Genomic DNA, 14,237 nt, shown 5'->3' on the forward strand with positions numbered 1-14,237 from the left:
CGGCCTCACTGCAAATCGAGCACCACGACCGACATAGGCGGCAGCGTCGTGCTGAGCGTGCCACCGCTCACATGCGCGCCGGTGAAGGCGACCGGCTTCACCACATCGGGCTGCTCAAAGCTGTTATGCGCGTCCATCGTCGCGCCGGTGACGATCCGCCCCGAAACGCTGCCAGCCGTGACCCCGGCCAGCGCAATCGACAGCGGGATCGCGCGGTTGGGATCGAGATTGACCAACGCGACATGCACTTGCCCGGCTGTGTCACGCACCGCCGACGCACTGATCGCGGGAAGTGCCGTCGCATCCTTGTGATACCAGGGCGACTTCACGTCGATCGGCAACACGGTCGCATCCTGCCAGGGCTTGTACAGATCGAATACCCAATAGGTCGGCGTCTTGACCATCTTCGCGCCGTCGGTGAGCAGCATCGCCTGCAGCACGTTCACCATCTGCGCGATCGCCGCCATCTTCACGCGGTCGGCATGATGCGCGAAGATGTTGAGGTTGAGCCCCGCGACGACCGCGTCGCGCACACTGTTCTGCTGCACGAGGAAGCCCGGGTTGCTGCCGGGAGCGGGATCGTACCAGGTGCCCCATTCGTCGACCACCAGCCACACCTTCTTGGCCGGATCGTATTTGTCCATGATCGCCGAATGCTTGGTGACGAACTCGTCCATCTGCAGCGAGTGCGCCATCGTGCTGGCCCATTCGCTTTCGGGAAAGCCGAGGGCCGCGCCCTTGTCCTTCCATTCCTGATCGCGCGGGCGCGTATAGTAATGCAGCGAAAGACCATCGATGTTCTTGCCCGACAGCCGCATCAGCGTGTCGGTCCACTCATAATTCGCGTCGCTTGGACCGCTGGCGATCTTGAGCATCTTGCCGGTGCCCGACTTGGCAAAAAGGGCGTAGCGATTGGTCAGGTCCGCAGCATATTCGGCGCGCATATTGCCACCGCAGCCCCACAGCTCATTGCCGATGCCGATATAGGGGACCTTGAACGGTGCCGCATGACCGTCCGCCGCGCGTTCCTTGGCCAGCGTCGATCCGTTCGGCGAGGTCATATACTCGACCCATTGCGCGGTTTCGCTCGGTGGCGCGCTGCCGACATTGGCGGAGACATAGGCCTCCGCCCCCAACCGCTCGACAAAGCCCATATATTCGATCGTGCCGAAGGCATTGTCTTCGTTGACGCCCCCCCAGTTGGTGTTGATCTTGACCGGACGCTTGCCGCGCGGACCAACCCCGTCACGCCAGTGATATTCGTCGGCAAAGCAGCCGCCGGGCCAGCGTACCACCGGCACCTTGATCGCGCGCAGCGCCTCCAGCACGTCGCGGCGATAACCGTGATCGTTGGGAATCGACGACCTCTCACCGACCCAGATCCCGCCATAGATGCCGTGGCCGAGATGCTCGGCGAACTGGCCGAACACTTGCCGGTTCATCACCGGTCCCGGTTGATCGCCGTGAAGCGTGGCGGTCGCGGTATTGGCGGGGTCGACATTTTCCTGGGCAAAGCCCGCGCCAGGCACCGTGGCGACAAGGGCAAGGCCGAGCAAAAGATGGGCGCGACGGATCATGGCAATAGTCCTTTGACGCAGAGCGTGGGGGAAGTCGGTCGGAGCACGACGCGGATCCGGAAAGGCGAGAGTTTCGGCGCGGCCCGATGCCGCGCGGGACATGCAGATCATATGCAACATTCCCCCCTCACACCCGCAAAGAGCGCTACCGAGCCCTTGCGCTTTCCGTTATATTGTCTGAGTATAAGCAGAGAGCCAGTGCGTCAACGGCGCGGAACGCGCAATCGTCAGGCGGTTCGAAGGAGAGGGTATTTCATGCTTCGCACCTTTGCTGTGGGGACGAGCGCGTTCGCGCTGGCCTTGGGGACCCTCGTCGGTCCCGCCTGTGCCGCGCCTACCGTGGGCGGACTGCTGTCCGACCATAGCGTCGTCCAGCGTAACCAGCCGATCGTGGTGACCGGCGAAGCGATCGCGGGAGAGCCCGTTACCGTCGTGCTGGCCGGACAATCGGCCCAAGCCCGCGCGGCCCGCGACGGTCGTTTTCGCGTCACGCTGCCGCCCTTGCCCGCCGGCGGCCCGTATGACGTGCTCGTAATGGCACCAAGCGGCACGACGGCGCTGCACGATGTGCTGATCGGCGATGTCTATCTGTGTTCGGGCCAAAGCAACATGGAGCTCCCCGTCGAGCGCGCACAGAATGCGATGGGCGCGATCATGGGGGGTGCCGACGATCAGCTCCGCCTCGTGACCGTGGCCAAGCGAACATCGACGACCGCGCGTGACCGTTTTGCGCAACAGCCCAGCTGGAGCGCCGCCGACGCAAAGACGACCGGCAGCTTTTCGGCGGCTTGCTTCTACATGGTGCAGGCATTGCGCAAGGTCGCCAAGGTGCCGATCGGCGCGATCCATTCGAGTTGGGGTGGATCGCAAATCGCCGCATGGATGGGCGAAGACGCACAGCGCGCCGCGGGCCGTGGCGCGCAAGCCGACCTGCTCGCACTCTACGCCCGGGATCCTGCCGCCGCCGAGCGCACGGCGAGCGCCGCCTGGGAAAGTTGGTGGCGCGACAAGACCGGCGACACGCGTGGTCACGAACCGTGGCAGCCCGACGCGGCGCTCGACTGGCAGCCCGTACCAAAGATCGCCTTTTACGAAGACTGGGGCGTGCCAGCACTGCAGACCTATCTCGGCATGCTGTGGTATCAGAAGACCATAACGCTGACGCCCGAACAGGCACGCCAGATGGCCACCATCGCCATCGGCGCGATCGACGATGCCGACCGCACCTGGATCAACGGAAAACCTGTCGGCGGGCGCGGCGGCTGGGACGCGCGTATGTATTCCGTCCCCGCCGGTACGTTCGTCGCCGGCCGCAACGTTATCACCGTCAACGTGGAAAACGCCTATGCGACGGGGGGCATGCCCGGCCCGGCGGACGCCATGAAACTGACCTTCGCCGACGGCAGCATTGTGCCGATTGCCGATGGCTGGCGTTATGCGATCGCCAAACGCGTCCTCGGCACCTCGCCGCGCGTGCCATGGGACGAGATCACCGGTGCCGGAACGATCTACAATGCGATGATTGCGCCGCTCGGCCAAACCGCGCTGGCGGGCGTGGCCTGGTATCAAGGCGAATCCGACACGGACATTCCCGGCTATGCCGACCGGCTGAAGGCGATGATGTCCGAATGGCGGCGTCAAGTGGCGCAACCGCACTTGCCGTTCGCAATCGTTTCGCTCGCCGGTTTCGGCACGCCGTCGATCGCGCCTGGCGAAAGCGGCTGGGCGCGAGTCCGCGACGACCAGCGCAAAGTGGCCCAAGACGACGGTCATGCGGCGGTCGCGGTAACGCTCGACCTTGGCGATCCCCTCGACATCCATCCGGGCGAGAAGCACGAAGTCGGGCAAAGATTGGCTCGAGCGATGGGCGCACTCGTCTATGGACAGACGATGTCGGCATCGGGGCCGCAGCCCTTAGAAGCCACACAGGACACGGCTGGCAACGTGACCGTGACGTTCGCAGGCGTGACCGGTGCGTTGCACACGCGCAGCACGAACCAGGCCATCGGATTCGAGCTGTGCGGGCCCGAGGTCGGCTCCTGTCGCTACGCCCGCGCGACCGTTACGGGGAACCATGCCACGCTCTTCGCGGACAATCGCCCGGTTACGCGCGTGCGCTATGCCTGGGCGGATTTTCCGGTCGTCAATGTGGTCGACGACGCCCAACTCCCGGCCGGGCCGTTCGAGCTGCGCATTCCTTGATCGGGCGTTGACCGGGTACGGTAGCCCGAACGATCGTCGCATCGCGGGGAGATCGCAGCCCCCCGCCGACAATGAGCAAGCCGTACCGCCCCTTTTTCAAGGCGAGCAGGTGTCGCGCCACGCTGCCGCCATCCCGAGCTACAGCCGCACGGCATTCAATCGCAGCGCGTTGGTCACGACGGTGAAGGACGACAGTGCCATCGCCGCGCCAGCCAGCATCGGCGACAACAGGATGCCCGCGACCGGGTAGAGCACGCCCGCCGCGACCGGTACGCCGATGCCGTTGAACAGGAACGAGAACAGCAAGTTTTGCCGAATGTTGCGCATCGTCGCCTTTGCCAGCCGCCGCGCCCGGACCATCGCGGCCAGATCGCCCTTGGTCAGCGTCATACCGGCGCTCTCGATCGCTACGTCGGTGCCGGTGCCCATCGCCACGCCGACATCGGCCGCAGCCAGGGCGGGGGCGTCGTTGATGCCGTCGCCCGCCATCGCCACGATCGCGCCCTTTGCCCTCAGCTCGCCGACGATGCGCGCTTTGTCCGCGGGTTTCAGCCCGGCATGAACCTCATCGATTCCGCCGATCGCGACGGCCACTGCGTTCGCGGTAGCAGCGACATCGCCCGTGAGCATCACGATCCTCAACCCCTCGGCGCGTAGCGCGGCGACCGCAGCGCGCGCGGATCGCTTGATCGGATCCGCGACCACCAGCAGCCCCGCAAGTTGCCCGTCAATCGCAACGAACATGACCCCGGCCCCTTCGCTGCGATAGCGATCCGCCGCATCGGCGAGTGGGGCGGTGTCGGCACCCGCCAGGGTCATTTGTTCCGCGTTGCCGACGAGCACACTACGGCTGGCCACGCTGCCGCTCACGCCGCGCCCGGTCTGAGAATCGAACGCGTCGACGGGTTCGATCGAGAGTCTCTCGTGCTTGGCGGCGGACACCACGGCCCGCGCCAGCGGATGCTCGGACCGGGCCTCGACCGCCGCCGCCGCCGAGAGCACCGTCGTGCGCTCGAAACCCCCGGCGGTCTCCACCGCGGTCAGGATTGGACGCCCCTCGGTCAACGTGCCGGTCTTGTCGATTACCAGCGTGTCGACGCGTTCCATGCGTTGCAGCGCCTCGGCATCCTTGATCAGCACGCCAGCGGCCGCCCCGCGCCCGGTGCCGACCATGATCGACATCGGCGTCGCCAGCCCCAGCGCGCAAGGACAGGCGATGATCAGCACCGCGATCGCGTTGAGCAGCGCTTGGCCGAAGCGCGGCTCCGGCCCGGTCAGGTTCCATACCACGAAGGTCGCGACCGCGATCGCCACCACCAGCGGAACGAACCAGCCAGATACGCGATCCGCGACCGCCTGGATCGGCGCACGGCTGCGCTGCGCCTCGGCCACCATCTTCACGATCCGCGCGAGGACCGTGTCCGATCCCACCGCCCGCGTTTCGATGACGAGCGATCCGGTGCCGTTGACGGTGCCGCCGGTTACAACCGCCCCATCGGCTTTCAGCACGGAAGCAGGCTCACCGGTCAGCATCGATTCATCGACGGAGGACCGTCCATCGACCACCACCCCGTCCACCGGCACCGCTTCTCCCGGTCGAACGCGCAATCGATCGCCGGCTTTGACCAGCGCGAGGTCGACGTCCTCTTCCGTTCCGTCGGCGGCGATCCGCCGCGCCGTCTTGGGGGCCAGATTGAGCAGCGCGCGGATTGCCCGCCCCGTCGCCGCGCGCGCGCGCAATTCGAGCACCTGCCCCAGCAACACGAGCGTGACGACGACGCCCGCCGCTTCATAATAGACCGGCACCGCCCCGTGCATGCGAGAGGTCGCAGGGACGATGCCCGGCGCGACGGTCACCACCAAGCTGTAGAAGAACGCCGCCCCCACCCCGAGCGCGACGAGGGTGAACATGTTGAGATGACGCGTTACCACCGACGTCCAGGCCCGCACAAAGAACGGCCAGCCCGCCCACAACACGATCGGTGCGGTCAGCCCGAGCTGGATCCAGGGCGACCAGGCCGGCGGCACGAAGTGCAGGCCCAGCATCTCGGCGAGCATCGATATCGCCAGCAACGGCACGCTGAGGACACCTGCCACCCATGTGCGCCGTGTGAAATCTATAAGCTCGGGGTTCGCTACGTCGTCCAGCGAAGGCTGTTCGGGCTCGAGCGCCATGCCGCAGATCGGGCAGGTGCCTGGCCCATCCCGATGGATTTGCGGGTGCATCGGGCACGTCCACATTGAGACAAGCGATGGCGATACCGCCGGGGGGGCATCGGACGAGAGATATTTCCCCGGGTCATCCACGAATTTCGTGCGACAGCCCGCCGAACAGAACGCATACCGCCGCCCTGCATGATCGGCGTGATGCGGCACCGTATCCGGATCGACGGACATCCCGCAGACCGGATCTTTGGCGCTTCGTGTATCGGAGGCGTGGACCATGTGGTCCGGGTGATCCGCCATATTGCTCCTTCCCGCGAGCGCTAACGGCGCGCTCCGTTCGGCGACCGCACCGTAGAAAGTAGGGTCGCAGAATATCGCCGCAAGGACGTTCTTAGGCGGCCCGAACGTGCCTGCGCGCACGCGCCTGTTCGTTGATTATCTCGCAGATCATTATGGCGAGCAGAAATCAGCCGTCTTGGCTGCAGGCATACGTCGCGTCGAGAAGGCCGTTCGATGCCTTCGGTTACGGCTTCGCACCGGGAGCCTGCAATGCGTCGGCCGATTTCTTTTCAAGGCTCGCCAAGGTGTCCGGAACGAGCCGTTCGGAGAAGCCCGCCAAAAACGACCAGACCAGAAGTTTGGCAAACTCCACCGTTGGCGACAGTTCGGACGCCGCACGAAGATCTTCGGGCTTAACCTTGGCGAGGCCCTTGGTAACGGGGCCGGCCAAGTGCAACGTCCAGATCGTCTGCTCTGTCACCATGCCGGAGCTCAGAGCCGGGAAGAGGTTTCCGCCGACAAATTTTCCGCAGATGAAGAAGTAGAAGAAAATCGCCCCGGTCATTCCGCAGAGCAGGCGGAGACAAAGCATGCGGGAAACGTAAGTCTGAATGACCGTGTCGAAGGTCAGCGCGGCGCTGTCTGTCTGAAATTTCATGGCACGGCTAAAGAATGCGCCAAGCGCGCCGGCGCACGCGACCGCCAGCAGCACGAAGATGGTCTCGTTGATCACCGCGCCTCCTTCCAAAAGAGCTTTCTTCGGTAGGCTGAGCCACGTGAAGAAGAGCCATAGAAAGGGAACCAGAATCGTGATCGCGGCAATGATAATGCCGTAGCGCAGCAAGGTGGATGCGGCCTCGGCTCGCAGTCGGCGGATGAAACGCCCGCCGATGAAGCCGGACTGCAGCTCGTACAGAAGCGCACCGTAGATATCCCGCTTGTCATCCAGACCGAGCAATCCGAATGCGGACCGGTTTGGATAGGTACTGAGCGAGGGAAGCGCTCGCGTGGCCGCCAATGTCAGCAGGATCGAGTATTGCGATCTCAGTTGGACATCGGTGAGGACAGCGCCGAGCAGACTTTCCGCCTCGTTGATCCGGGACCAGTCGGCCTCGTTGAGATTCCCGCTGCTATCGTAGAAGATCTTGTCCAGCTCTGCTGCGATGATGGGGTCCGCCGGCGAAGCCGTGTCCGCCTTGCGGATTCGCCAGAGGATCTCGGCCTGCTTCCATTCATGAACCCTCACCTCGGTGGGCGGTTGTACTGGCGGCACCGGTTTCGCCGCAGCAAACCATGTCGATGGATCCAAAAGCCTCATGCGCCCCGTCCCCCTTTCCTTGCTCTGCCCGTGCCAGTCCGCCTCTCGCCTATCGTGACAGCGTCCAGAAGCCGGACTCGTGCTTTGTGTCGCCGACCCTGTCTATTGGCTGCGCTGGCAGGTCAGCGGTATTCTCCGACGACCAAGAACCGAGATCATCGCATCTTGGCTGGCACCGGCCATGTCGCCATGCAGGTCCTCGATCGACGTGATGTGGACCATTCCCGACAAACGCGGCATGATACCAATCCTTCCAGTCCTGCGTCACTGGCGTGCGCGACAAATGCCCCCAAGGGTTTTACGATTTTTACAGCGATCTATTCTTTTCCGCGAGAGTATTTTTGTCAACAGCATCAATAAACTCTTAAAGTCGATCCGATCTTGCTCTGGGCGTAATTGTCGCAAAGCCTTTCATTGATGCTACCAGCCTCGAGACCGCTCCTGGAGAACATCCCCAACGCCGCGCGCCACCGACGGGCGGGAGGTCACATCCCCGAACGCAGGGCCAGGTCTGCGGGTCGGCAAGCGCCTCCTCACAAATGCTTCCGGAACGTTACTTGCACGGTTCGGCCAAGCGGGTTGAGTTGGTAGCGATCGTAACCGGCTGGCACGGTTCCGTCGGCGAGCGTTACGCGTTGGAACCGATCGAACATGTTTTGGACGTTGATCGAAAGCCGTGTGTTTGCTGCCCAACCCCGGTCGAAACGCGCGCCGAAAAGCGTCGCTGGCTCGAGAAACAGATCCAGATCGAGCTGGGCCAGCGCAGCATACGCATTGTCGCCCCTCCCAGCGGCAATGGCCAAATTGCGGATACGGACGCCGCTTTGCCAGCGACCGTTTAGCGTCACTCCCATACCACGCTTACCCGCCACCGCCTGCGCCGACAGCAAATGGCGCGGCTGTCCGCCATCCCCCCCAAGCCGATCCAGGGCGGGAAGGTCCGCACGGATCGTCAACCGACTTTCCAATTGCCAATGATGGATGAGTGCCACCGAAAACCGCCAGTTTCCTGCGCGTATTTGCCGCTCCTGGGCGGGGGCGACCGCGCGCCCGAGGTTCCAGAGCAGCGTAAATCCTGCGGTCAATTGTGCCTTATCGTCCTGCTCGATCGCGATCGGGCGCGCATCGATCTCGATCAGCTGCCCGGCTCCGTTTCGCATGACCCTATCCGGGAACGCCGCCTCGACAGCCGGCGTCAACTGCGGAAAGCCCGTCGCGCCGCCACGCGCGATTTGCCGTTGATAGCCTAGATTGATCGTCAGTCCCTGCCCGCCCAGGGGTCGCCACGCCCCTTTCAGGACAAAATTCGTCCTCGACCCGCGGCGCAAATTTGGATTGCCGCCGCTGAGCCAGATCGGCGCGGCGACCTCCTGCCGAACAGGGTCATAGAGGCGAACCACCGTCCGAGTTTGCGGAGCATTTAGCTGGGCTACGTCTGGCGCGTCCTCTGCGATACTATAGTCGCCAAACACCTGGACCGTGGCGGCGGGCGACCAGCTGAGCGCGTTGTCGAGCTGGCGTTGCACCGTACTGCCGAGGATGCCAGCCATCCCAGCCGTGACCGTGGCCGACAGCTCACCCAATACGGCACCGGGACCTTCGCGCCGCCGGGTCAGCGGCACGGTGAAACCGGCCTGGGCGTTAATTTCCGTACGACGCAGGCCGGGCAGCGACGCATTCGCGGTGTCGCGGGCATCGCTGCCCACCGCAACGTGGCTGCCCCCGGTCGCGAGGTTCACCGTCAGCGGTCCGGCCGGGAGCGTCGCCACCGCTTTGTCCACGATCACTTTTACGTCAAGACCGCGCGTTTGCGACTGCACCCGGTCCGTGGTGATAAGCGTCGCGCGCGGCAGCGCGACATAGGGATTGAAGGTTGAATCATGTGCATCGATGCGCGCTTGCACAGCGGTAAGATCTCCGCTTCGATCGAAGCGGCTGTCGCTCCAGCTTTGGGTGTAGTTTGCGACCAGGTTCACATTCCAGCCCGCGACAGAGCCTGCAAGCGTGCTCGATACGCCGAACGTGGCGGTATCCTGGCGCGCGGTAGATATGACGCCCGACAAAGCCGGTATCAGCAGGACATCGCGCGCGAACGGCGACCACGGGCTGCCCGCTGGCAGGTGAAGCGCCTGGGCGGGATATCCAAGCTGCTGAATACTGCCGATGACCGCGAAATTTGTGTTCAAGGATAAGGAAAACCCGCCGAGCGGACGGGTAACCCCCAGATTGATCCCCAGTGTCCGACCGCCGGGAAGCAACGCATCAACATCGTCGGGATTGTCATACCGCACATTGGAAGCGGCGGCGGCCGCAAGCGCTGCCAGGTTGGGCGAGTGCCCCGACGCCATCGCGGGAATGTCGACGACGGCAACAGTGCGGCCGACGATCCGACTTAACGCCGGATCGATTTCTCCTCCATCCGGCGCGGCGAAATGCGCCGCCAGATCAACCAAAGCCGCAGGCGAGGTTAAAGGTCGGGCACTCTTGCGAAGGGCGCTGTCGCGGGACAGCTGAAGCTGCGCGTTCCAGTAGGTCGCCCCGTCGATCACGACGCGGCTCACCGAACCGTTTTCGCTGTCGCGCCCACCCGCCGTTGCAAGCGTCACGCCGGTGGAGCCGTCCCAGCTGGCGAATTTCGGCTTCAAGACCAGATTGACCACGCGCTGATCGGCCGGATAGCCATATCGTGACGCCGCCCCCGGCGGCAAAATCGCCAGCCGCGCGAGCGCCTCGGGCGGGAATCCGGTGACGCCCGCTGCCGCGCCGATCCGTTTTCCATTGACCAGCAGCACAGGTGCCCTGCCGCTTCCATCGATCAATGGGGCAATGACGCCTAGCAACTCCGCGATCGTATCCGCGCCATATGCTGCGATGTCGTCCGCGCCCAGCTCGGTTTCCGGTGGTACAACCGCGTCACCGCGCCGCGCCGTAACGATGATGTCGTCTCTATCGTCCGTCCGAGGAGCCCGGTCCGCCGCGTTCACCGGGGCCGGCAGTGGCCCCGCTACAGGGCTGGCAGTCGGCGTTGAGACTTGCGCCGCCGCTGCCGCAGAGCATCCGCCTAAGATCGCGCCGACTGCCCAAAGCGCGCAACCGGAGGAACCGGCCAGACCTTTTCGCGGAGTGGCTGGGTGGGTTACCTTCAAATCCGACACGCACACATCATCCTGGGGCAATCCCCGCCGGTTGATCCGCCCCCCTCATTTTACACCGGAATGCGGTACCACCCCCGTGTCGATCCCGATGCACCGGCACACCGGGATCGACGAGGAACGGGATCACACTTCGACGGAACCGGGAGGACGAACGATCCCCCCGATCGTCGTCGGTCAGATGATCGTGATGCCCGACACGGTCAGGTGCGCGGTGACCGTGCAGCCGCCAGGGCTGATCGTGGCCGTCGGAATATCGAAGTGCGACGGCGTTCCATTGGCCCAGGTCGCGCTGACATTGGCGGGACCGCACGATACCGGCGCGGTCACTTCGAGGCCATTGACGTTGACCGAAGTCGTCGACGTTGGAACGAGCGTGAACGGCGTGGTCAACCGCACTAGCGCACAAGCACCGAGCGGCCCGCCGACAAAGCTGGCGCTGGTGATCGTCGCCGTTCCGTCGCTATTGACGGTACCGCGAAAGGTCGCTGCACAATTGAGGGTCGGGAAACCAGGCGCGGTCAAGCTGGTCGCGCCCGTCGCCGTGACGGTAGCACCCGATGGGGAAAACGACTGCGCGAACGCCGGTCCGGCCAACGTCATTGCGGCGGCAGCGCAAAGTACTGCAAGCTTTTTCATGGTTCATCCTCTCTCGAATAGATGGTTTACACATCTTTTTTCGGGGAATTCCTCCCCATTTCGATTGACGCTCGTTGAGCTGCTGCCGGTCCCATGGACACCAAGTTAGGCTACATGAGCCTGCTTCTCGAAGTCCATGGGGCTGAGATAGCCCAAGGTCGAGTGCCTGCGCGTGGGATTGTAGAAGCGTTCGATGTAATCGAACACGTCCTGCCTTGCCTGATTGCGCGTGCGGTAGGTTTTGCGCGCGATCCGTTCGGTCTTCAGCGAGGAGAAGAAGCTCTCCATCGCCGCGTTGTCCCAGACGTTGCCGGACCGGCTCATCGAGCAGGTGACGCCATTGTCGGCCATCAGTCGCTGGAACTGCTCGCTGGTATATTGGCTGCCCTGGTCGGAGTGATGCAGCAGCGCATCGGGCTTGCCGCGCCGCCAGATCGCCATGACCAGCGCATCGGTGACGAGCTGCGCCGTCATCGTGTCGCTCATCGACCAGCCGACCACCCGCCGCGAGAACAGATCGATCACTGCGGCCGCGTACAGCCATCCTTCGGCGGTCCAGAGTGGAGTAGGAAGCGCATCAGCGCTTCCCCTCCCCGAACCGTACGTGCACCTTTCAGCGCATACGGCTCTCCATTCAGCCTTGGCCCATGGCCATGGCGACATCATGATAATGGGAGGTGACAGTGTTTCGGAGTTCGTCCCGGAAGATGTAGGGATTTCGCTCCGGGTTCCGCCACCGGAACTGCAACTTCTGGCTTGTGACCAGTCGCCGCAGCGCCTTACCCACGGCATTGCCCTGATTGCTTCGCCCGTACAGCAGCCAAGTTTTCGATTGGCCGATGCCCGGGGCGCGGTACCATTTGCGCATCAACGGTTTGATGCGAGAGCGGTACTTTTGCGCCAACCAGTGCGCCATTTTCCAGAATACGACGGTGTCGATGCGCCGGAATGTGCGCGCCGTGAAGTCGGTGAACTTGTAGAACGCAGCCCATCCCGCCAGTTGGCGGTTCAGGCTGTCGATCATGTCCACCGTGGCAACATCATGATTGCCGGAGAGCGCCTCGATCAAGCGGTGAGCGAAGGTCTTGGCTTTCTCCTTGGGTATCGTTGAGACCACGGACATGCGTCCGCTTGATCCCCGCCTGCGAATGATCCGGTGCCCGAGGAACACGAACCCGTCGTCAACGTGGGTGATATGGCTCTTGTCCATATTCAACGTCAGCTTCAGGCCGTCCTCCAGAAAGGTCCGGCATTCCTCGCGGATGGCCTCGGCATGTGCCTTGGTGCCCTTGACGATGACGACAAAATCATCGGCATATCGGCAGTAGGCGACAGCAGGTTTCCATTGCCGGTTCTCACGAACCGTAATGGGGCGCTCCTGCTGGATACCGAAGTTCCATGCCCAGCGGTCCTTCCGGGCCTTGTCGCTCAGATATTTCGCCTCCAGCCACGCATCAAACTCATGGAGCATGATGTTGGACAGGAGTGGCGACAGAACGCCGCCTTGCGGAACACCTTCGCTTGAGGCCACGAACAGGCCACGATCAATGTGGCCTGCCTTCAGGAACCGCCAGAGCAGATCAACAAACCGGTCGTCCCGGATACGCCGCCGGACGCAACGAAGCAGAAGCCGGTGGTGGACCGTGTCGAAGTAGCTCGCCAGATCACCTTCGATGATCCAGCGGCCCCGCGTCCCGGCACCAGTATCCTGCAACTGTATCTTCACGGTCCGAACAGCGTGATGCACGCTGCGCTCCGGCCTGAAGCCGTAGGAGAGGCGATGGAAATCGCTCTCCCAGATCGGCTCCATGGCCATCAGCATCGCGCGCTGGACGATGCGGTCTTTCAGGGTCGGGATACCCAATGGGCGTTTCTTGCCATTGGCTTTCGGGATATAAATTCGCCTGACCGGCTGCGGGCAGTAAGTCCCGTCCAGCAGGTCCGTACGCAGGCTGGCCAAATGTTGCGTAAGGCCTGTCCGCATCCGCTGCTTATCCATTCCGTCGATGCCCGGCGTATGGGCGCCGCTTGACGCCAATACGACCCGGGCGGCCTCGGCAAGCCACGCCTGATCGGCAATGAGCCGGAGAAGGCGATCAAACCGGCGGGTTGGATCGCTCTCGGCCCATGTCGCGAGCTTGTGCTGCATTTCGCTGATTATCAAAGGTCTTCACCTCATTTGGTCAGGTAGTTTGCACTTCAAGCAGATTGAACTGCCCCCCTTCGCCATGTGGCCGGATTTCCCGGTCGCGGACTACTACGAGGACTCCGTCAGCATGGTGGACATCAGGGTCAACTCCCTTGGCATTCCATCATGCCTTCCCTCGTTCATATGCTGGACTTTCACGCGCTGGGGAGGCTGCCGGTCGCAGTCCTTGTCCTTGCGTCCTGCAAGTCGATGCCGATGCCATGGCCTGGCTGCGTTCTCTCCATGACTCCATGCGGGCGAGCTACATGTACGACCGCACTCGGGTGCCGCCGACATACGTCTCCGGCGCCACCATCAACATTCCGCCTGTTAAGCCGTGTAGGCGAAGGCGACATTTTAGCCCTCGGATGCGGATTAACCGGTTCGTGTTCCTCAACCTTCCAGCGCTACAGCCTCGGGGACCATCTTGACGTAACGGCTTCGCCTCAATCCCCTTTACCTGCGGGCTACGTCACCCTGCCAGTTGACGGCAGGTCACCGCCGCTTGGGCTCATGCCCCCTCACAGCAGAGGGCAAGGCATTCGTTCGATTCCTCCTTTCTCCTTTGCATTCCAGACATATGCGCTCGAGGCGCACTGTAGGTGAAGTCGGCCACCCACTTCTGGTTCGGCGCGTCGGCGCTGAACTGCCGATCGAGCACGTTGCCCGCGATGACCGAGCGTTCGCCATGATCCTTGGGCAGACCGCGGCGCCTA

9 protein-coding genes and 1 pseudogene are annotated in these 14,237 nt (G+C 63.4%); 1 reads left to right on the forward strand and 9 read right to left on the reverse strand.

Annotated features, from left to right (window positions below; translation table 11 throughout):
• Positions 1 to 5: 5 nt before the first annotated feature.
• Complete coding sequence (locus ACP7BY_RS18445) at positions 6 to 1,577, reverse strand: alpha-N-arabinofuranosidase (RefSeq protein ID WP_137903054.1); 1,572 nt, start codon at positions 1,575 to 1,577, stop codon at positions 6 to 8.
• A gap of 255 nt (positions 1,578 to 1,832) precedes the next feature.
• On the opposite strand from ACP7BY_RS18445, the gene ACP7BY_RS18450 reads away from it, so the two are divergent.
• Positions 1,833 to 3,779: a sialate O-acetylesterase gene (locus ACP7BY_RS18450; RefSeq protein WP_137903053.1), complete on the forward strand. Its 1,947-nt coding sequence runs from the start codon at positions 1,833 to 1,835 to the stop codon at positions 3,777 to 3,779.
• 138 nt (positions 3,780 to 3,917) lie between these two features.
• Here ACP7BY_RS18450 and ACP7BY_RS18455 read toward each other — a convergent pair whose 3' ends face one another.
• The 8 genes and pseudogenes from ACP7BY_RS18455 to ACP7BY_RS18490 all read right to left on the reverse strand — a co-directional run.
• The gene (locus ACP7BY_RS18455; RefSeq protein WP_249340877.1) at positions 3,918 to 6,176 is read right to left on the reverse strand and encodes a heavy metal translocating P-type ATPase; all 2,259 of its coding nucleotides are present in this window, start codon (positions 6,174 to 6,176) and stop codon (positions 3,918 to 3,920) included.
• 292 nt (positions 6,177 to 6,468) lie between these two features.
• On the reverse strand, positions 6,469 to 7,542 hold the full coding sequence (locus ACP7BY_RS18460; protein WP_137903052.1) for a hypothetical protein: 1,074 nt from the start codon (positions 7,540 to 7,542) through the stop codon (positions 6,469 to 6,471).
• A 102-nt stretch (positions 7,543 to 7,644) separates the two neighbouring features.
• Positions 7,645 to 7,782, reverse strand: a complete 138-nt coding sequence (locus ACP7BY_RS18465; RefSeq protein ID WP_156142989.1) for a hypothetical protein — start codon at positions 7,780 to 7,782, stop codon at positions 7,645 to 7,647.
• 293 nt (positions 7,783 to 8,075) lie between these two features.
• Positions 8,076 to 10,526, reverse strand: a complete 2,451-nt coding sequence (locus ACP7BY_RS18470; protein WP_137903051.1) for a TonB-dependent receptor — start codon at positions 10,524 to 10,526, stop codon at positions 8,076 to 8,078.
• Positions 10,527 to 10,871: 345 nt separating this feature from the next.
• Positions 10,872 to 11,333 carry a hypothetical protein gene (locus ACP7BY_RS18475; protein ID WP_126845143.1) on the reverse strand — a complete coding sequence of 154 codons (462 nt, stop codon included), beginning with the start codon at positions 11,331 to 11,333 and terminating at the stop codon, positions 10,872 to 10,874.
• Positions 11,334 to 11,438: 105 nt separating this feature from the next.
• Positions 11,439 to 11,999: an IS3 family transposase gene (locus tag ACP7BY_RS18480; protein WP_426288257.1), complete on the reverse strand. Its 561-nt coding sequence runs from the start codon at positions 11,997 to 11,999 to the stop codon at positions 11,439 to 11,441.
• On the reverse strand, positions 11,968 to 13,482 hold the full coding sequence (gene ltrA / locus ACP7BY_RS18485) for a group II intron reverse transcriptase/maturase (protein WP_033964512.1): 1,515 nt from the start codon (positions 13,480 to 13,482) through the stop codon (positions 11,968 to 11,970). The genes ACP7BY_RS18480 and ltrA overlap by 32 nt, the downstream gene beginning before the upstream one ends.
• 637 nt (positions 13,483 to 14,119) lie before the next feature.
• Positions 14,120 to 14,237, reverse strand: a pseudogene (locus tag ACP7BY_RS18490) (IS3 family transposase); the annotation flags it as partial.

This window comes from Sphingomonas sp. PSPC2-2 (assembly GCF_049897725.1).
GTDB lineage: Bacteria > Pseudomonadota > Alphaproteobacteria > Sphingomonadales > Sphingomonadaceae > Sphingomonas.

Excerpts from the sequence above, each read along its gene's own strand:
- ACP7BY_RS18445 (WP_137903054.1), bottom strand. The coding sequence starts at position 1,577 with ATGATCCGTCGCGCCCATCTTTTGCTCGGCCTTGCCCTTGTCGCCACG.
- ACP7BY_RS18450 (WP_137903053.1), top strand. The coding sequence starts at position 1,833 with ATGCTTCGCACCTTTGCTGTGGGGACGAGCGCGTTCGCGCTGGCCTTG.
- ACP7BY_RS18455 (WP_249340877.1), bottom strand. The coding sequence starts at position 6,176 with ATGTCCGTCGATCCGGATACGGTGCCGCATCACGCCGATCATGCAGGG.
- ACP7BY_RS18460 (WP_137903052.1), bottom strand. The coding sequence starts at position 7,542 with ATGAGGCTTTTGGATCCATCGACATGGTTTGCTGCGGCGAAACCGGTG.
- ACP7BY_RS18465 (WP_156142989.1), bottom strand. The coding sequence starts at position 7,782 with ATGCCGCGTTTGTCGGGAATGGTCCACATCACGTCGATCGAGGACCTG.
- ACP7BY_RS18475 (WP_126845143.1), bottom strand. The coding sequence starts at position 11,333 with ATGAAAAAGCTTGCAGTACTTTGCGCTGCCGCCGCAATGACGTTGGCC.
- ACP7BY_RS18480 (WP_426288257.1), bottom strand. The coding sequence starts at position 11,999 with ATGATGTCGCCATGGCCATGGGCCAAGGCTGAATGGAGAGCCGTATGC.
- ltrA (WP_033964512.1), bottom strand. The coding sequence starts at position 13,482 with ATGCAGCACAAGCTCGCGACATGGGCCGAGAGCGATCCAACCCGCCGG.